Origin of the sequence: Limnohabitans sp. (genome assembly GCF_046052825.1) — a bacterium.
GTDB lineage: Bacteria > Pseudomonadota > Gammaproteobacteria > Burkholderiales > Burkholderiaceae_C > Limnohabitans.
This window is the reverse complement of sequence record NZ_JAVLFP010000002.1, coordinates 13,032-30,889: the sequence shown is the minus strand read 5'-3', so window position 1 is coordinate 30,889 and position 17,858 is coordinate 13,032. Positions and strand designations below refer to the sequence as shown.

Annotated in this window: 18 protein-coding genes; 10 read left to right on the top strand and 8 right to left on the bottom strand. The window is 55.4% G+C overall.

The window, feature by feature from the left end:
- Positions 1–2 precede the first annotated feature (2 nt).
- Positions 3–1,148 (top strand): JmjC domain-containing protein, encoded by a 1,146-nt coding sequence (locus ACKWJN_RS00205; protein ID WP_408593396.1) that lies wholly within the window; start codon positions 3–5, stop codon positions 1,146–1,148.
- Positions 1,149–1,297: 149 nt separating this feature from the next.
- Entirely contained in the window at positions 1,298–1,468 is a 171-nt protein-coding gene (locus tag ACKWJN_RS00200) for a hypothetical protein (protein ID WP_199172964.1), read from the top strand.
- 74 nt (positions 1,469–1,542) lie between these two features.
- Here ACKWJN_RS00200 and ACKWJN_RS00195 read toward each other — a convergent pair whose 3' ends face one another.
- The 5 genes from ACKWJN_RS00195 to ACKWJN_RS00175 form a co-directional block, all read right to left on the bottom strand.
- Positions 1,543–2,328 carry an MBL fold metallo-hydrolase gene (locus ACKWJN_RS00195; protein ID WP_408593393.1) on the bottom strand — a complete coding sequence of 262 codons (786 nt, stop codon included), beginning with the start codon at positions 2,326–2,328 and terminating at the stop codon, positions 1,543–1,545.
- A gap of 24 nt (positions 2,329–2,352) precedes the next feature.
- Positions 2,353–3,450, bottom strand: a complete 1,098-nt coding sequence (gene bamC, locus ACKWJN_RS00190) for an outer membrane protein assembly factor BamC (protein WP_408593392.1) — start codon at positions 3,448–3,450, stop codon at positions 2,353–2,355.
- 23 nt (positions 3,451–3,473) lie between these two features.
- Positions 3,474–4,367, bottom strand: coding sequence for a 4-hydroxy-tetrahydrodipicolinate synthase (gene dapA, locus ACKWJN_RS00185; RefSeq protein ID WP_408593390.1), 894 nt, complete (start codon positions 4,365–4,367; stop codon positions 3,474–3,476).
- 28 nt (positions 4,368–4,395) lie between these two features.
- The gene (locus tag ACKWJN_RS00180; protein WP_408593388.1) at positions 4,396–4,977 is read right to left on the bottom strand and encodes a class I SAM-dependent methyltransferase; all 582 of its coding nucleotides are present in this window, start codon (positions 4,975–4,977) and stop codon (positions 4,396–4,398) included.
- Between the two features lie 129 nt (positions 4,978–5,106).
- Positions 5,107–6,330 (bottom strand): MFS transporter, encoded by a 1,224-nt coding sequence (locus tag ACKWJN_RS00175; RefSeq protein ID WP_408593387.1) that lies wholly within the window; start codon positions 6,328–6,330, stop codon positions 5,107–5,109.
- Positions 6,331–6,367: 37 nt separating this feature from the next.
- Here ACKWJN_RS00175 and ACKWJN_RS00170 point away from each other — a divergent pair, with 37 nt between their 5' ends.
- Together ACKWJN_RS00170 and parC are read left to right on the top strand one after the other, a co-directional pair.
- Positions 6,368–8,347 (top strand): DNA topoisomerase IV subunit B, encoded by a 1,980-nt coding sequence (locus ACKWJN_RS00170; RefSeq protein WP_408593385.1) that lies wholly within the window; start codon positions 6,368–6,370, stop codon positions 8,345–8,347.
- A complete protein-coding gene (gene parC, locus ACKWJN_RS00165) occupies positions 8,344–10,695 on the top strand; it encodes a DNA topoisomerase IV subunit A (RefSeq protein ID WP_408593383.1) in 2,352 nt (783 codons plus the stop codon). Before ACKWJN_RS00170 ends, parC begins: the two co-directional genes overlap by 4 nt.
- Positions 10,696–11,092: 397 nt before the next feature.
- Here the strand turns inward: parC and ACKWJN_RS00160 are convergent, their stop codons facing one another.
- Positions 11,093–11,491, bottom strand: a complete 399-nt coding sequence (locus tag ACKWJN_RS00160; protein WP_408593381.1) for a thiol-disulfide oxidoreductase DCC family protein — start codon at positions 11,489–11,491, stop codon at positions 11,093–11,095.
- Between the two features lie 65 nt (positions 11,492–11,556).
- Between ACKWJN_RS00160 and ACKWJN_RS00155 the strand changes: the two genes are divergently transcribed.
- From ACKWJN_RS00155 to ACKWJN_RS00140, 4 genes are all read left to right on the top strand, one after another.
- Entirely contained in the window at positions 11,557–12,867 is a 1,311-nt protein-coding gene (locus tag ACKWJN_RS00155) for an amidase (protein ID WP_408593380.1), read from the top strand.
- A 112-nt stretch (positions 12,868–12,979) separates the two neighbouring features.
- Positions 12,980–13,342, top strand: a complete 363-nt coding sequence (locus ACKWJN_RS00150) for a hypothetical protein (RefSeq protein ID WP_408593378.1) — start codon at positions 12,980–12,982, stop codon at positions 13,340–13,342.
- On the top strand, positions 13,339–13,719 hold the full coding sequence (locus ACKWJN_RS00145; protein WP_408593377.1) for an MAPEG family protein: 381 nt from the start codon (positions 13,339–13,341) through the stop codon (positions 13,717–13,719). The genes ACKWJN_RS00150 and ACKWJN_RS00145 overlap by 4 nt, the downstream gene beginning before the upstream one ends.
- Positions 13,720–13,823: 104 nt before the next feature.
- Complete coding sequence (locus ACKWJN_RS00140; protein WP_408593375.1) at positions 13,824–14,177, top strand: hypothetical protein; 354 nt, start codon at positions 13,824–13,826, stop codon at positions 14,175–14,177.
- 57 nt (positions 14,178–14,234) lie between these two features.
- Here the strand turns inward: ACKWJN_RS00140 and ACKWJN_RS00135 are convergent, their stop codons facing one another.
- Together ACKWJN_RS00135 and ACKWJN_RS00130 are read right to left on the bottom strand one after the other, a co-directional pair.
- On the bottom strand, positions 14,235–15,146 hold the full coding sequence (locus ACKWJN_RS00135; RefSeq protein WP_408593373.1) for a 3'-5' exonuclease: 912 nt from the start codon (positions 15,144–15,146) through the stop codon (positions 14,235–14,237).
- 27 nt (positions 15,147–15,173) lie between these two features.
- Positions 15,174–16,322, bottom strand: a complete 1,149-nt coding sequence (locus tag ACKWJN_RS00130) for an MFS transporter (protein WP_408593455.1) — start codon at positions 16,320–16,322, stop codon at positions 15,174–15,176.
- A gap of 217 nt (positions 16,323–16,539) precedes the next feature.
- On the opposite strand from ACKWJN_RS00130, the gene ACKWJN_RS00125 reads away from it, so the two are divergent.
- Together ACKWJN_RS00125 and ACKWJN_RS00120 are read left to right on the top strand one after the other, a co-directional pair.
- Positions 16,540–17,103, top strand: coding sequence for a phospholipase D family protein (locus tag ACKWJN_RS00125; RefSeq protein WP_408593371.1), 564 nt, complete (start codon positions 16,540–16,542; stop codon positions 17,101–17,103).
- A 184-nt stretch (positions 17,104–17,287) separates the two neighbouring features.
- Positions 17,288–17,833, top strand: coding sequence for a phasin family protein (locus ACKWJN_RS00120; protein WP_408593369.1), 546 nt, complete (start codon positions 17,288–17,290; stop codon positions 17,831–17,833).
- Positions 17,834–17,858: the final 25 nt, after the last annotated feature.

Genomic DNA, 17,858 nt, shown 5'->3' with positions numbered 1-17,858 from the left:
CGATGAATGTGAAACACCCTTTAACCCTTCTTGGCGGCTTGACACCCGTTGAATTCATGCAGCGCCATTGGCAGCGCAAGCCCTTGCTGGTGCGTCAAGCCATCCCCAATTTCTCCCCTTTGCTGAGCCGAGCCGAGCTGTTCGATCTGGCTGCACAGGACGGCGTGGAGTCTCGCCTGGTGCAAGGAGAAAACAATGGGCGGCGGGCTTGGCAAATGCAGCGCGGCCCTTTCAAGCGTCGCGCCATTCCCAAGCTGAGCGAGCATGACTGGACCTTGTTGGTTCAAGGGGTGGATTTACACGACGACGCTGTGGCCGATCTGATGCAGAAGTTTCGTTTCGTGCCCGATGCACGCTTGGATGATGTGATGGTCAGCTACGCCAGCGATGGCGGAGGCGTTGGCCCCCACTTTGACAGCTACGACGTGTTTCTGTTGCAAGCGCATGGTCAGCGTCGTTGGCGTATTGGGCGGCAAAAAGATTTATCCCTACGCCCCGACTTGCCGCTCAAGGTGCTGGCCCATTTCAAACCTGAGCAAGAGTATGTGCTCAACCCTGGGGACATGCTGTATCTGCCACCGAGATATGCCCATGATGGTGTGGCTGAGGGCGAATGCATGACTTACTCCATTGGTTTCCGTGCCCCTCAGATGGGCGAGTTGGCACGTGAATTGTTGGTCCGGGGGAGCGAGTCCGTCGACGAATTTTTGGGTCATGACTTGTACAAAGATGCCGACCAGCCTGCAGTTCAACGACCCGCTTGTATTCCAGAGGGCTTGCGCGAGTTCGCTAAAACTGCGCTTCAGCGTGCGCTCAAAGACCCCTTGTCATTGGAGCGTGCCTTGGGTGAGTTGCTGACAGAGCCCAAAGCCAACGTGTGGTTCGACGCTAGCGCGGTACCACGCAAACTCAAGCGCGTTCGTTTGGACCGTGGCAGTCGAATGATGTATGACAAGCACCATATCTTCTTGAACGGTGAGAGTTGGCGTGCTTCAGGAGCAGATGCCGTATTGATGCGGCGATTGGCCGACGATAGGCAACTGGTTGCGCAAGACTTAGTTGGGGCAAGCGCCGTGGCTTTGCGGTTGCTGATGGATTGGTGTGACGACGGGTGGCTTCATGCCATGACGGAAAAAGAACGCGAATGACACGGAACTGACAACAGGGCGTCGATCACATGGGATTTACCCTATAATTTCCTGCTGAGTTGGAGGGGCTCGAGTCCATCAGCTCGGTCGCAGTGTGAACTGCGGCAATTTCTAGAAATTGTTTTCATCCCTATCTAAGGAAAATTGACATGAAAAAATCGCTCCTGCTGGCGACCCTCTTGGCTGCTGCTGCTCTCGTCGCTTGCGGTAAAAAAGAAGCTCCCGCTGCCGCTCCTGCTGCTCCTGCTGAAGTGGCCTCGGCTCCTGCTGCTGACGCATCTGCACCCGCAGCACCTGCATCCGAAGCCGCTAGCAAGTAATTTTTTACTGTGCTGACGCAAAAGCCACCCTCGGGTGGCTTTTTTATTGACCAGCAAGTGCGTAAGGATGGAGGTCAAACCTTGAACCAAACGGTTCCCGAATCAGGCGTGGCAACTTCAATTTCATGGGGGGAGCATTTCAACGCTTGGCTGAGGTGTTCACGTGCGAGTTCTGGCGTGTTGTTGCGCTCACTCAAATGCGCGGCAACCACGCAAGATAGCCCAGGGTGAGCGATTTGCGCCAACAAAGCTGCTGAAGCTGAATTGGCCAAATGTCCCCAATTGCCACCCACGCGTTGCTTCAGAAAATATGGGTAAATGGACTCTTCCAGCAAGTCCGTGTCATGGTTGGCCTCCAAGACAACGGCATGACAGTCTTGCAGTGCTTTCACAACGTGCGTTGTGACATGCCCCAAGTCTGTGATGACCCCTAACTTCCTGTCTCCATCGCTGCAGCTGAGTTGAAGTGGTTCGCGCGCATCGTGTGGCACGGTGAATGGCGTCACTTGCAGGTGGTTCAACTCAATGGTCATGCCATCCCGTGCCGTCCTCACATAGGGCAAGAAATCCTGCCATTGAGGGGTTTGAATGGCTTGCCAAGTGCCATGACTCATCCACACAGGTATCGGGTGTCGTTTGAGTAAACTGCGCGTCGAACCGATGTGATCGCCATGCTCATGGGTAATGAAGACGCCATCCAGTGCTTGGACCGAGGTACCTGCTTGAAGGAGTCGCAGCTCCAAGTCTCGCAGCCGAAGTCCGCAGTCGATCAGCAAGCGCGTGGTGTGCGTGCCTTGGGTCGACTCCACCAAGGTGGCGTTGCCTGAGCTGCCACTGCCCAGGTTTTTAAAGCGCAGCATGGCGCAGTTGCGTCAAGACCGATGTCAGCGCAGGTCGTCCGCGATAAGTTTCAAAATACGTTGGCTCACAGGGGAATTCTCTGTTTGACCGGCCGCATTGAGCACCGTGACCTGGGCTTTTCCATCGACGGTACGAATCAGTACACGATATTTGACAGGGCCGGTATCGGCCTTGTTCGAGCTGAACAGGCCACTGAAGAATCCTTTTTCTTCTTTCGCACTCGTGTCCACGTAGCGGACGAAATAGACACCTTGAGAGCGGTCGCGGTCTTCTACGGTAAAGCCTGTGCGATCCAGTGCAACGCCAATTCGCCTCCATGCCACATCAAAGGATTCAGCCAAGGAAATGAAACTTCCTTCGTTGTTGGTGATCAAACCTGTGGAAGGTGTGGTCGTGGTCTGCACAGCCGCCACAGATTTGGCTTGCTCTGAGGACACGCCGAGTTTGACCATCAAGCGTGTCAAGAACTCTGCTTCTAATTCGCTGTCGCTGGGACGGGGTTGCCAAATGGTGCCAGATTTGCTTTTGTCTGCGAATTCTTCAACCATTCCACGATGCGTGATGAAGACGTCTACGCCACCGCTGGTGTTGCGTTCTAAGCGGGTCCGAAACTTGTCTCGCTCTCCCGATGAATACAAAGAATCAAAGGCTTTGCCAATGGTTCTGCGGATGAAGTCTTGAGGAATTTTGGCTCGGTTTTCAGCCCATTCTGTTTCAAGCAAGCCAAGCTGTTGCTGCTCGATCACATATTCGAATCCGTTTTCTTTCCAAAATCCATACACGATGGGCCAAATGTCTTCGGCAGAACGATTGACCACCAGCCATCGTTGTTTGCCATCACGTTCAATGCGAACATCATTGACTTGCTTGACGGCGACTGTTGCAGGTCCTTGCGTGGGACGTCCAGACATGGTGCTGGCTGTCACAACGCCGCCGGGCACGGCATATCGTGTGTCGCGGCTGAGTTGGGTCAAGTCGGGTGGGATGTCCAACGGTACGATCTTGGCCACGCCTTCGGTTTTGTAGTTGACCTTGTCAGCATCGATCACAGAGCCGCAAGCGCTCACAAGCAGGGCCAAAGCACATGCCAAGTAGGCACGAATGAAAGTGGGGGTGTGCATCACAGAGATGGCCTCAGTCAGTATCAGATCAAGCCGGCAGCGCGCAGAGCGCCTTCAACCACCGGTTCGTTGGCTTTCGTCAATTCCGTCATGGGTAAACGCAGAGTCGGTCCACTCAGTCCCATTCGGTGCATAGCCCATTTGACGGGGATGGGGTTGGCCTCCACAAACAAATGCTTATGCACGGGCAACAATTTGAATTGGATCTCCATGGCAAGTTTGGCGTTGCCAGAGATCGCCGCCATGCACAGTTCATGCATCAATTTGGGGGCTATGTTGGCTGTCACACTGATATTGCCTTGGCCGCCACACAACATCAAGGCTACGGCTGTCGGGTCATCGCCAGAGTAGACGGCAAATCCCTTGGGAACGTCACGGATCAACCATTGGGCACGTTCGATGTTGCCCGTGGCTTCTTTGATGCCCACAATGCTAGGAACTTGGGTCAGACGCAGCACCGTATCGTGGGCCATATCGGCCACGCTGCGCCCTGGTACGTTGTAAAGCACCACAGGTAAGTCAACCGACTCTGCAATGGCTTTGAAGTGCAGGTATTGACCTTCTTGGGTCGGCTTGTTGTAGTAGGGCACCACTTGCAGTTGGCAATCCGCTCCAACGGCTTTGGCGAATTTGGCCAGTTCGATGGCTTCAGAGGTCGAGTTCGCACCGCATCCAGCCATGATGGGTACATGCCGTAGGGTGTGTTTTGCAGCTTGCTCTACGGAGACGCGGATGATTTCGCAATGTTCCTCCACATTGACCGTGGGAGACTCCCCCGTCGTACCGACCACACCAATACAGTCTGTGCCTTGGTCGATGTGCCAGTCAATGAGTTGACGCAGGGTGGGGTAATCCACGCTGCCGTCTTCCAACATGGGGGTGGTCAAAGCCACAATGCTGCCGGTGATGGGTGTCATGTCCTGAGGTGCAGTCAAGAGAAAACAATCATTCTAGCGATTGCAAACTTGGGTTCAGGTCAAAGCGTGTCCCAGGGGATTGGGCATCTGATGAGCGAACAGCCACGATACGTTGCACAAACCGCTGCGGACTGTTCAAAAAACCTTCTTCAAAGGCCACCACATGCAAATGCGCGCACGTCGCCAGTAGCTCACCTGCGTGTAGCAAAAAGTCTGGGCGAGACGGTTTGCCAACTGTTTCATTGCCTGCTGAGAAAGTTTCGTAAATCAGCACACCACCAGGTGCCAAACTGTCCATGATTTGTGGCCATAAGGCTCGCCAAAGGTAATTGGTGACCACAACGCCCCCAAACTGTCGGTTTTGGAGCGGCCAAGGCCCGACTTCAATGTCCGCTTGAATCGCTTCGCCAAATGCCGAGGCCGCTGCAATGGCTTGTGGGTCGCGGTCTACACCGACCACCTCATGGCCTTGTTGAGACAACAACTGCATGTGTCGGCCCCAACCGCACGCCACATCCAGTACGCAGGTACGCTCAGTCAGCAAATGCATCCATCGTCTCACCCAGGGGGAGGGTGTTGCCGTGAGGTGTGGGACGGTTGGGCATGTCATGTCAAAAACAACCCCAGACTTGATTGGCCAAATTCATCAGAAAGCTAGGCTGTAAGTACAGCGACAAAACGGCCATCAAGATGGCGCCACACGTCGTGGCGAGCAAAATTTGGCGCATCCAATGCCTCATCAAGCAGCAACCGCGCGAGGTTCGCGCTGAATGGGCGTCTCGCGCACAGGCAAATTGATCAGCGCAGCAAACACCCCCAATGCAATTGAGATGTACCAGACGATGTCGTAACTACCCGTCTTGTCATAGAGGTAGCCGCCCAACCAAACCCCCATGAAGCTACCGATTTGGTGGCTGAAGAACACGAACCCGCTCAGCATGGACAAATGGGCGACGCCAAAAATTTGAGCCACTGCTGCGTTGGTCGGAGGAACGGTCGATAGCCACAACAGCCCCATGGCCGATGCAAAGACATACACGCTCATGGGCGTGAGGGGGGCCAGTAAAAACAGGCTGATGGCCACGGCGCGTGACAAATAGATGAACGACAAAATTTTGCGCTTGGCCAAACGCTGCCCCAGTGAGCCGGCGATGTAAGTGCCAAACACGTTGAACAAGCCAATCAGGGCCAGCGCCATGCTGGCGACTTCGGGCGACAAGCCTTTGTCTTTCAGATAGCTGGGCATGTGCACACCAATGAAAACCACTTGGAAGCCGCACACGAAATAACCCGCCATCAACAGTTGAAAACTTGGGTAGGCAAAGGCCTCTCGCAAGGCATGCGCTATGGATTGATCTCTTTTGGGCTTCGCACCATCTGCGAAGCCAGGCTCACGCAGACCAAATGCCAGAGGGACGACCATGATGGCGGCCAAACTCAGCATCACCAAGGCCTGCTGCCAGCCAAAGGTTTGGATCAAGAAACCTTCGGTGGGGACCATCAAAAACTGGCCAAACGAGCCCGCAGCTGCCGCAACCCCCATCGCCCAAGAGCGTTTTTCAGCGCTGACGTTTCGGCCAATCACGCCGTAAATCACCGCGTATGTGGTGCCGGCTTGGGCAATTCCAATCAGCACGCCGGCACTTGCCGTGAACAGGGCTGGGGTGTTGGCGTTGGCCATGCCGACCAAGCCGATGGCATACAGCAGTGCGCCTGCAACGATGACGCGAAATGCGCCAAACCGATCGGCCAACATGCCCGAGAAAATACCTGCCAAGCCCCAGGTCAGGTTTTGTATGGCGATGGCAAATGCAAACGTTTCACGGGTCCAGTCTTGGGCCTGTGTGATGGGTTGCAACCACAGGCCAAAGCCGTGGCGCACCCCCATGGACAAAGTCACAATGGCTGCGCCGCAAATCAGCACCTGCCACATGGACAGGGTTTTGGTAGATGAAGGGGTCATAGGGAGTGACTTTAACTAAAACCTACAATGCCCGCCCATGGCTACCAAGCAACCCACCCCACCTCCCCAGTACTCCGAAGGTTCAATTCGTGTTCTCAAAGGACTTGAACCCGTCAAACAGCGTCCGGGCATGTACACCCGCACCGACAACCCCTTGCACATCATCCAGGAAGTGCTGGACAACGCCGCCGACGAGGCGCTGGCTGGGCACGGCAAGAAAATTGGTGTGACTTTGCATGCTGACGGTTCTGTGTCCATCGACGACGATGGGCGTGGCATTCCGTTTGGCATGCATCCTGAAGAAAAAGCGCCCGTGATTGAACTGGTCTTCACCCGCTTGCACGCCGGTGGCAAGTTTGACAAGGGCCAAGGCGGCGCTTACAGCTTCTCAGGCGGCTTGCATGGTGTGGGTGTGAGTGTGACCAATGCACTGGCCAAACGCATGGAAGTCACCTCCTATCGGGAAGCCCAAGTAGCCCGCCTGGTGTTTTCTGCGGGTGATGTGATTGAAACCTTGACCTTGCGTCCGCAGGTTGCCGGGGACCGCAAGTTGGGCACCTCGGTGCGTGTGTGGCCTGACGCCAAATACTTTGAGTCCTCGGCGTTGCCGATGAACGAACTGGTCCATCTGCTGCGCAGCAAGGCGGTGTTGATGCCCGGTGTCAGCGTGACATTGACGCATGAAAAAAACAAAGAAACCCAAAATTGGCTTTACAAAGGTGGGTTGCGTGACTACTTGATGCAGTCACTCACGGGAGAGTTGGTCATCCCCATGTTCGAAGGGGACGGCTACGCCGACAGCAACCATGACAACTTTGCAGAGGGCGAGGGCGCCGCCTGGGCGGTGGCGTTCACCGAAGATGGCCAGCCAGTGCGTGAAAGTTATGTGAACCTGATCCCCACCAGTGCGGGCGGCACCCACGACAGTGGCTTGCGCGATGGTTTGTTCACGGCAGTCAAGAGCTTCATCGAGTTGCACGCCTTGCTGCCCAAAGGCGTGAAGTTGCTGCCAGAAGACGTGTTTGCGCGTGCCAGCTATGTGCTGAGCGCCAAAGTCTTGGACCCGCAGTTCCAGGGCCAAATCAAAGAGCGCCTCAACTCACGCGATGCGGTGCGCCTGGTGTCGAGCTATGTGCGTCCCACCATGGAGTTGTGGCTCAACCAGCACGTGGAATACGGCAAAAAGCTGGCCGAGTTGGCCATCAAAGCTGCACAAAGCCGTCAAAAGGCGGGGCAAAAAGTTGAAAAACGCAAGGGCTCCGGTGTGGCCGTGCTGCCTGGGAAACTGACCGACTGCGAGAGCAAAGACATCGCCCACAACGAGGTGTTTTTGGTCGAGGGTGACTCTGCCGGCGGCAGCGCCAAGATGGGCCGCAACAAAGAAAACCAGGCCATCCTGCCGCTGCGCGGCAAAGTGCTCAACACCTGGGAGGTCGAGCGCGACCGCCTGTTTGCCAACAACGAAATTCACGATATTTCGGTGGCCATCGGGGTTGACCCACACGGCCCCAACGACAGCCCCGACATGAGTGGCTTGCGCTACGGCAAGGTGTGTATCTTGAGCGATGCCGACGTGGATGGCTCGCACATCCAAGTGCTTCTGCTCACGCTGTTCTTTCGTCACTTCCCCAAGCTCATCGAAGCAGGCCATGTGTATGTGGCTCGCCCCCCTTTGTTCCGTGTGGATGCGCCCGCACGTGGCAAAAAACCAGCCTCCAAGGTCTATGCCTTGGACGAAGGCGAGCTCACCGCCATTCTTGACAAGCTGCGCAAAGACGGCGTGCGCGAAGGCTCGTGGAGCATCAGCCGCTTCAAAGGCTTGGGCGAAATGAGCGCCGAGCAACTGTGGGACACCACCCTCAACCCTGACACCCGCCGTTTGATGCCGGTGCAACTGGGCGTGTTGGACTTTTTGCAGACCGAGGGTTTGATCACCCAACTCATGGGCAAAGGCGAAGCCGCTGCCCGCCGCGAGCTGATGGAACTGCATGGCGATTCGATTGAGATTGACGTATGACCGATTTGTTGACCCCCGACCTGCCCGCTGCTGACAGCGAGGGCGACATTGCACTGGGCCATTACGCCCAACGCGCTTACCTTGAGTACGCGCTCAGCGTTGTCAAAGGCCGTGCCTTGCCCGATGTGTGCGACGGCCAAAAGCCGGTGCAGCGGCGCATTCTGTATTCCATGTCCCGCATGGGTTTGGGTTTCAGTGGCCCCAACAACAACACCGGCGCCAAACCCGTCAAATGCGCCCGTGTGGTCGGTGACGTGCTGGGTCGTTACCACCCGCACGGCGACAGCGCTGCGTACGAAGCGCTGGTGCGCATGGCGCAAGACTTTGCGCAACGCTATCCTCTGATTGATGGGCAAGGCAACTTCGGCTCACGCGACGGCGACGGCGCAGCGGCCATGCGTTATACCGAAGCCCGACTGGCCAAAATCACCTCGCTGCTGCTGGACGAAATTGACGAAGGCACCGTGGACTTTCAGCCCAACTACGACGGCTCGACCGAAGAGCCCAAGCAGTTGCCTGCGCGCTTGCCTTTTAATTTGCTCAACGGCGCGAGCGGTATTGCTGTGGGCATGGCCACCGAAATTCCAAGCCACAACCTGCGTGAAGTCGCCGATGCTTGCGTGGCTTTGATCAAGTCGCCCAAACTGAGCGACGAAGAGCTGTTGCAGATCTTGCCCGCGCCTGATTACCCAGGTGGAGGCCAGATCATCAGCAGCGCTTCCGACATTGCCGATGCGTACCGGACGGGGCGTGGCTCGCTCAAGGTTCGCGCGCGTTGGGTCATTGAAGACTTGGCCCGTGGTCAATGGCAGTTGGTCGTCAACGAGTTGCCACCGGGGGTGAGCAGTCAGCGCGTGCTGGAAGAGATTGAAGAGCTAACCAACCCCAAGGTCAAAGCGGGCAAAAAAGCCCTCAGCGCCGACCAAACCCAACTCAAAGCCACCGTGCTGGCTGTGTTGGATGTGGTGCGTGATGAGTCGAGCAAAGACGCCCCGGTGCGTTTGGTGTTCGAGCCCAAAACCCGCACCATCGAGCAGCAAGAGCTCATCACCACCTTGTTGGCGCACACCAGTCTGGAAACTTCATCGTCCATCAACCTCACCATGGTGGGTTTGGACGGACGTCCGGTGCAAAAGTCTCTGCGCGACATGCTCACAGAGTGGATTGAATTTCGCCAAACCACCATCTTGCGCCGCTCACAGCACCGCTTGAACAAAGTGCTCGATCGCATCCATATCATGGAAGGTCGCCAACTGGTTTTGCTCAACATCGACGAGGTGATTGCCATCATCCGTCAAAGCGATGAACCCAAGCAGGCCTTGATGGACCGCTTTCGATTGAGCGAGCGACAGGCCGACGACATTTTGGAAATTCGCTTGCGTCAATTGGCCCGCTTAGAGGCCATCAAGATCGAGCAAGAGCTCACAGAGCTCCGTGAAGATCAAGCCAAGCTCGAAGACATCGTGGGCAACCCAGCAGCTTTGCGCCGTTTGATGGTGAAAGAAATCGAAACCGATGCCAAGCAGTTTGCCGATCCACGTCGCACCCTCATTCAAGAAGAAAAGAAAGCCGTCGCCGAAATCAAGGTCGTTGATGAACCCGTCACTGTGGTGGTGTCTGAAAAAGGCTGGGTGCGTGCGCGCACCGGACATGGACATGACCCGGCCAGCTTTGCCTTCAAGTCGGGGGATGGTTTGTATGGCACCTTGGAGTGCCGCACGGTGGACACCTTCATCGCCTTTGGCTCCAACGGGCGCATTTACTCGGTTCCTGTGTCGGTGTTGCCTGGCGCGCGTGGTGACGGCCAACCGGTGACGACCCTGGTCGACCTCGAGGCCGGCACCCAGTTGCTGCACTACGTGGCTGGCCCAGCTGGTGCCACCTATTTGCTCAGCAGCTCGGGCGGCTATGGTTTCATGGCCAACATCGAACACATGATTTCCCGCAACAAAGGTGGCAAAGCCTTCATCACGCTGGGTGCGGGTGAGTCCGTGTGCCGTCCTTCTCCAGCCAGCGGAGGTTCGGGTTCTCAACCAGTTGTACCCGCCACGCATGTGGCGTGCGCCTCCACCGGTGGCCGCTTCTTGACTTTTGAGTTGTCTGAGCTCAAATCGATGGAAAAGGGGGGGCGTGGCTTGATGTTGATCGATCTGGAAGCCAAAGACACCTTGGCCGGTGCCGCGGCCTACACCCGCAGCGTGCGCATCGAGGGCATTGGCCGAGGCGGCAAGGTGCGTGAAGAAACGCTGGAAATTCGCAGCTTGAACAACGCCAAAGCCGCACGCGCCAAAAAGGGCAAAGTGGCTGACTTGGGCTTCAAGCCGAATGCAGTCGTGCGGGTCGAGTGATCCATCCGCAAAGAAAAAAGCGGCTCGTTGAGCCGCTTTTTTGATGGGGACAAGATGTCAAGCCTAGGCTTTTGTTTCCGCGCCAGGGGCAGCGGGGCCCGCCTCTTTCTTGGGTGGGCTGCAGTCGAAACATACAAACATGGAGGACCCCAAAATGCGCTTGAAAGAGCCGTTGTTGCGCGGCTTGTGAACACCGCATTTGATGCAACTCATGGTGTCGCCGGTGCGGCCAAGGCCTTCGAAAGGTGAACCGCCCTTTTTTGACTTGTAGCGCAGTCCGTCGTTGGAAATCTCTGTTTTTTCTGGGCGTGACATTGTTTTTGTTCTCTGAGACAAAAACGCTATTTTCGCAAATTTATGAAGCCTAACGGCCCATCCAGCGAAAAAGCTGTCCGAATTACCGGAAAAATCGTTTTGAAAAGCGCAAAAGTGCGGGGCCAAAGCGCCTAGACAGGGCGTGACGGTGTTTGGCAAACAGCAAATAGGCCGGCCCCAGCAGCGGCTGCAACCATGGGCGTGAAAGTACCCATGACAAAACCGGCAGCTGCGCCAATTGGTAGGCCTGAGCAAAGACCGGCACTCCCACCAACGTTTGGCCGTTTGCCAATCGCCCGTGTATTTGCGCCATGGCGGCCTCACACGAGATGCGATGCGCTGGGGCGTCAAAGTCAAGCTCGGTCACATCCACAAAAGCGAGTTTGCCTTGCGCATTGCGCGACTGCAGAAAATGAATTTCTGCCTGGCACAACGGGCATTGACCGTCGTAATACAAGGTGAGTTCGGGGGCAAGGCTCATGAGATCGGTTTATAAAGCAAACAATCATTGACAATCCATGAGGCTAGCACAGGAGATTTTCAGACGTGACATCACAGCATTCAGACCCCTTCCTGAGCGAGGCGTATTGGCAAGGCATCTTGAGCCGAGCCCAAAGCCCAGCGGCCCAATCGGTGTTCACGCATTTGGATCCAGAGCAGGTCTTGCATCAAGCGCGTGCTTGCGATGCGGGGCGAGTTTCAGGTGCTTCCCTGGGGGCTTTGCATGGCAAATCCATCACCCTCAAAGACAACATCGATGTGGTGGGGCAGACCACCTTCGCAGGAACGCGGGTTTGCGAAGTGGAACCTGTTGCAACCCACGATGCACCCGTGGTAGCGCGTTTGCGTCAGGCTGGCGCAGTGCTGCTTGGCAAAACCAATATGAGTGAATTTGCATTCTCGGGTGTAGGCATCAACCCCCACTACGGAACACCACGTAATCCTTGTGACGCGAATGTCGAACGTGTTCCTGGCGGCTCGTCCTCAGGCGCGGCGGTGTCGGTGGCCTTGGATTTGGCGTTTGCAGCCTTGGGGACGGATACTGGCGGCTCGATTCGCATTCCGGCGGCGCTTTGTGGCTTGGTGGGCTTCAAGGGAACCCAATCGCGCATTCCCTTGGCTGGGGTGATGGAGTTGTCTCGCACGCTTGACACGGTGGGAGTGATCGCGCGCACGGTGCGTGATTGCCTGCAAGTTGATGCCGTGCTCTCACAGCAAACCTTGCCCTTGCAACCGGGCCATCTTCGCCAACTGCGATTTGCAGTGCCACAAACCTTGATGCTCGATGATATGGAGCCTGCCGTCGCCCAAACGTTTGAACGCACCCTGTCAAGGATTGCGGCTGCTGGGGCTGACATTGTGGACATCCCATTCGCAGGCTTGGGTGAGATTGCCTCGCTCAGCATGCCGGGTGGTTTTTCCCCAGTCGAAGGCTATGCCGCCCACCATGCGCGTTTGGCGCGTGCGCCCGAGCGCATTGATCCGCGGGTGATGGCGCGCATGACACTGGGGCGAGACGTCAGTGCCTTGGACTACATCGGCTTGCTGGACCGTCGCCGTGCATGGATCGCTCAAGCCCATCAGACGCTCCAAGGCTTTGATGCCATGCTCAGCCCCACAGTTCCGATGTGCCCACCTGAATTGGCGCCTTTGTTGGCGAGTGACGAGGCGTTTTTCAAAGTCAACCGATTGCTTTTGCGCAACCCTTCGGCCATCAATTACATGGACGGGTGTGCCTTCAGTTTGCCTTGTCATGCGCCAGATGTTTTGCCGGTCGGTCTGATGGTGTCTGGTGTGCATGGAAGTGATGCCCACCTGGCGCGCATAGCGCTGGCAATTGAGGCCTTGTTGGCTTGAATTTGGACGGTCTGCCGCAGCCGTTGAGGCAGACCTTTACATGGCGGAAATGCAGATGGACAGTGGCTGAGCCACAATCAAGCTTGTAGTCGCCAAGGAGATGATCATGCGTATGGATTCCAGATTTCGCCGTTGCGGGCTAGGTATTTTGTTGGTGTTGACAGCGACACTGACCCAAGCCTATGGCCCACGCGGAGGGCACGTGTATCGCCACGGTGGTTGGGGCTATGACCCTTGGATTGCGCCCCTTGTATTTGGTGCAGCGGTGGGAACCACGATGTATTTTTCTCGTCCGTATCCAGCTGTTCCCGGATCTACCGTCATCATCACCAATCCGCCGGCCGTGATCATGCAAAACCCCTCGGGTGGGGCAGGTGGTGCACCTGTCGAGGCCTATTACTGTCGTGAAACTGCACAATATTTCCCGGTGGTTCAAACCTGTGTCAGCCCTTGGTTGGTGGTCAATCCTCAATGAACATCGCCTTTCTATGTGTTTTGGTTGCGGGTGTCTTGCCCGTTGTGTGTGCGGGGATCGCCAAATGGGGTTTTCATGGTTTTGATAACCACAACCCCCGCGAGTGGCTCGCCAGGCAAACCGGATTTCGGGCCCGCGCAAATGCGGCACAGAGCAACAGTTTTGAGGCGTTTCCATTTTTTGCCATCGGTGTGTTGTTGGCCACATTGGCCCAAGCTGATACCCAACGGATCGACTTGTACGCACTGGTTTTTATTCTGTCCCGTGTGGGTTTTGTTGGCGCTTATTTGGCCGATAGAGCCAGCTTAAGGTCAGCGTTTTGGGTGCTGGGTTTTATCTCAGCAGTCGGTCTATATGCTTGTGCTCTGGGGTTCTGAGCCAGCTGACACTTTACGAGCCGTTTGTCATCCACAAGAAGAGCCCGTGCGTTGTGAGGGTGACCGAGTGGTCATTGATCGCAACTTTTAAAGCGAGACACCCCATGAAACGCCTTTCAACTCTTTTGTTATCCGTGTTGATCTTCTTGACTGTCCTACCGGCCCAAGCGCATGGCGGTGGCGGTGGTTGGCATGGGGGTGGATACGGCAGTGGGCATGGGTATGTGCATCAAGGCGGCGGTTATCGCCATGGTTGGGTGGGTCCGGTTCTAGGCGCGGCTTTGGTGGGTAGTGTGATTTATGCCGCGAACACGCCGCGCTATGTGGCGGCTCCCCCCATGGTGGTCGCCCAACCCCCGCTTTACCCCAGCCGTGTGGCCTATTTTTGTGGCACCACCCAACAGTACTATCCCAATGTTCCAAGCTGTGATGTCCCTTGGCAGCCCGTGAGTTATTGATGTTTCAGGTCTGTCAATCCACGTAGATGTAAGCGCAGTCGCACGCACGCAACTGGCTTACAGGGTGACGACTTCTTTGTGCCCTTGGCGGTTGGAGTAGCGAACCTTTCCGCCGACAGACTCCACTTCAACGCGTGCACTGCGTTCGCCGTAGACCTTGCGTTTGAGCCATGACAGCTCGTCCTGTAACTCTTTGTCGCCTGACACCACACGGCTCCAGCAGCGCAGGTCTGCCGACCAGCGGTAGTTGCGAGCTTTGAGCATGTCTTTGGTCTCGAAGGGTGAACCCAAGGCATACACTTTTTGCTGAGCTTGGTTGAGTGTCTCCAGCAAGGCCAACAAAGCAGTGCGCTGGCTTTGAGGCAAGATGTGGTTGAGCAAGGCCAACAGGGCCCAACAATCAGCTTCTGCCCGGTGGGCTTCGTAAAAATACCCTTGTGTGCTGAGCAAGTACTCCAATTTGGCGGAGCCAAAACCCTCTTCACGCCAATCGATGTCTTTGATGCTGCATCCCCAATTTAAATTTTCAAACAAGGGCCAACGAGCTTCCACAAACGGACGGTCAAAAGCGGCATTGTGAGCAATCACAACGTCGACGCCTTGCATCAATGCCTTCACTCGCGCGTCGTCGATGCGTTGTCCCTTGACCATCTCGTCCGTGATGTGGTGGACCGCTGTGGTGGCTGGGGGAATAGGAAAACCAGGGTCTTCTAACTCGTCAAACACGTCCGACACTTGGTAGACCTCGCCAGTCACTGGGTCGAACTCGAACAGCAACATGCCCAATTCAATCACGCGGTCGTTTTGCGCATCAAAGCCGGTGGTTTCGGTGTCTAGCACCACACCTTTGCAGAGACGTTGACCGGGTGTTGGTTGTTTGAAAGCGTGATTTGGCGTCAAGCGCCTGAGCACTCGGTAGTCAGGGTGTTGCTCCAACTGCTTTGCCAGTTGTTCAATGTCTTGGGTCATGATGAGGCGTTGATTGGGTGAATAAATTTACGCATGATCCGCGTGGCTGGCGTTGCGGTGAATCAGGGCGTATCCGAAGTACCAAGCCAGACCCGTGACAAACAAAGCATCCCATGCCATCACGTGGGCTGAATCAGCGTAGGCCATCAATTTGGCCAGTACCAACACGCCTAGAGATTGTCCAAAAAACAAAGCGCCGGCAAACAAAGTCACGCTGGTTCCCCTTGCTGTTGGCACCATCTGGGTGGCCTTGGCCTGCATGGTGTTGTGAAACATGGCAAAACCAAACCCTGCAAATAAACACGCTGGAATTGCCAATGGCCACCAAGGTGTGAAGGCGATCATCAGAAATGACAGCCCGAAGGTCAAACCGCCATACCGTGCCAAGCCAATTTCGCCAAAGCGTGGAATGGTGTATTTGGCCGTTGCCATGTAAAGCATGCCGCCAACCCCAAACAGAGCAGTGGTTCCGCCCGCCAGAGTGAGGGATATGGCGTGTGTGTGGTGAAGGTGCGATGCCGTCACCGCCAACATGCCAAAAACGCAGGCGCCTTCCAACAAGGCGATGCTCAGAAGTGAACGCGCCCAAGGGTCGCGCGCGATTTGCAAGAGTTGCCCAAAGAAACTGTGCGTGGCAACAAACGACTCGGTTGGCGCTTCAATGTGCTTGGCGTGTTGCCACAGCAGGGCGCTCACCACGCAAAACAAGACGGCCATCATCGCAAAGGCCCAGCGCCAGCCGAGTGTGTCGGTCAGCAATCCCCCAAACAGTTGACCTGCTGCCATTCCTAGCATGGTGCCCAAACCCACTTGTGCCAACGTTTCTTGCCGGCGTTCGTAATGAACTTGGTCACCCACCCAGGCCATGGCCAATGGAATGATGGCAGCCGCTGAGACTGCTGTGCCAACACGCGCCAACACCAAAAAAATAAGACCTTCACTCAAGGCCGAGAGCACACTGCCGACGCAGCATCCCAGAGTGGCAAGCGTGACCACTTTGTACTTGCCCCAACGATCCCCAATAGGGCCAAAAACAAACTGCATCAAGCCATAAGTGATGGCGAACATCGACACAACTTGGGCGGTGTCCCCAATCGGCGCCTCAAAGACCCTGGAGAGTTCCGGCAACATGGGGTCGCAAATTCGTTGAATGGCCATGCTTGCAAACGTGGCCAAAGACAACAAAAAAATCGCCTTGCGTGTCGCAGGCGAGAGAGCGGGGGGGGCAGGGTGGAGGAGGTGGTTTGACTTCAAAGCGTAACGACTTTACTACGCGGGTGAGTGTTTGACCCTCGCTGCATGTCGCCAGTGTCACGCGTTGAGAAAATCGATAATTTATCAATTAAATGATAAAAATGTTAAAAAACAGTTTTGTCGGTTTAGCATTCTCCTCATGAGAAAAAAACTGTCTGTGGGTGCATTGTTGATCGGTGTGATGGTGTTCCAAGCGTTGAACTTGATGCAAGAACATAACCTTTGGGGTAACGTCAAAGCCGACCCCTTGACGGACGCATCTGTGCAAGTGTTGGGGGTGTATTTCAGCCCACCAGCTGGTGCCTCAGCTGCGATTGTTCACGCCATTGATGCGAGCCAGCGTGAGGTTTTGGTTCAAGCGTATGGCTTTACCCACAATGCGATAGCACAAGCCCTTTTGCGGGCGAAAGACCGTGGCGTGAGCGTTCGGGTTTTACTGGACCAAAAAAGTGACCATACCAACCGATATGTCATCGATCTTTTCAATCAGGCTCAGGTGACGATGCGTTCAGATGGCAAACACGCCATTGCGCACAACAAAGTCATGGTGATTGATGACTCGGTGGTGATCACCGGAAGCTTCAACTTCACCAACTCAGCTGAAACGCGCAATGCAGAAAACTTTTTGATTCTCAAATCCTCTGATTTGGCCAGTCAATACAAAAGTCAGTGGAAGAGTCACTGGGCGCACGGGGTGGATTGAGCAGGTCTGATCGAATCCTGGATTTAGTCTTTCGGCTCTAAACGCACTGTTTTGGAGCCCGAATGCTTGTCGATTCTGTTTTTATCCTTAGAATTCAAGCCATGCTGCACTGCAACATGATGCAGGCCCACAGGGGCCAGTACAGGGCAGTTTTTCAGACCATTTTATTTTTTGGAGAATTGACATGACCCTGACCCCTGACCAAGTGATCGCCGCCAACAAAGCCAATTTAGAGACTTTGGTGGGTTTGACCAACAAAGCCTTTTCTGGCTTGGAGCAACTCATTGAGTTGAACTTGGCTGCTGCCAAATCAACCTTGGCCGACTCCCAGCAACAAGCCCATTCCGTTTTGAGTGTCAAAGACGCACAAGAATTGTTGGCCTTGCAATCCACCTTGTTCCAGCCCTTGGCTGAAAAAGCGGTTTCTTACAACCGCCATCTGTACGAAATTGCAACCGGTACAGGTTCGCATTTCAGCAGCGCTGTTGAAGAAAAAGTGGCTGAAGCACAAAAAGCTTTTGCGACCATGATCGACACGGCCACTAAAAATGCACCCGCTGGCTCTGAAGCCGCTGTGGCTGCGTTCAAAACGGCTGTCTCTGCGGGCAACAATGCCCTGGAGTCGGTGCAAAAAGCGGTCAAACAAGCCGCTGATGTAGCAGAAACCAATTACAAAAATATCGCCGCTACCACCTTGAATGCGGGCAAGCCTGCAACCAAAAAGCGTTGATTTTTTCAAGCCTTCCAAGGCATTC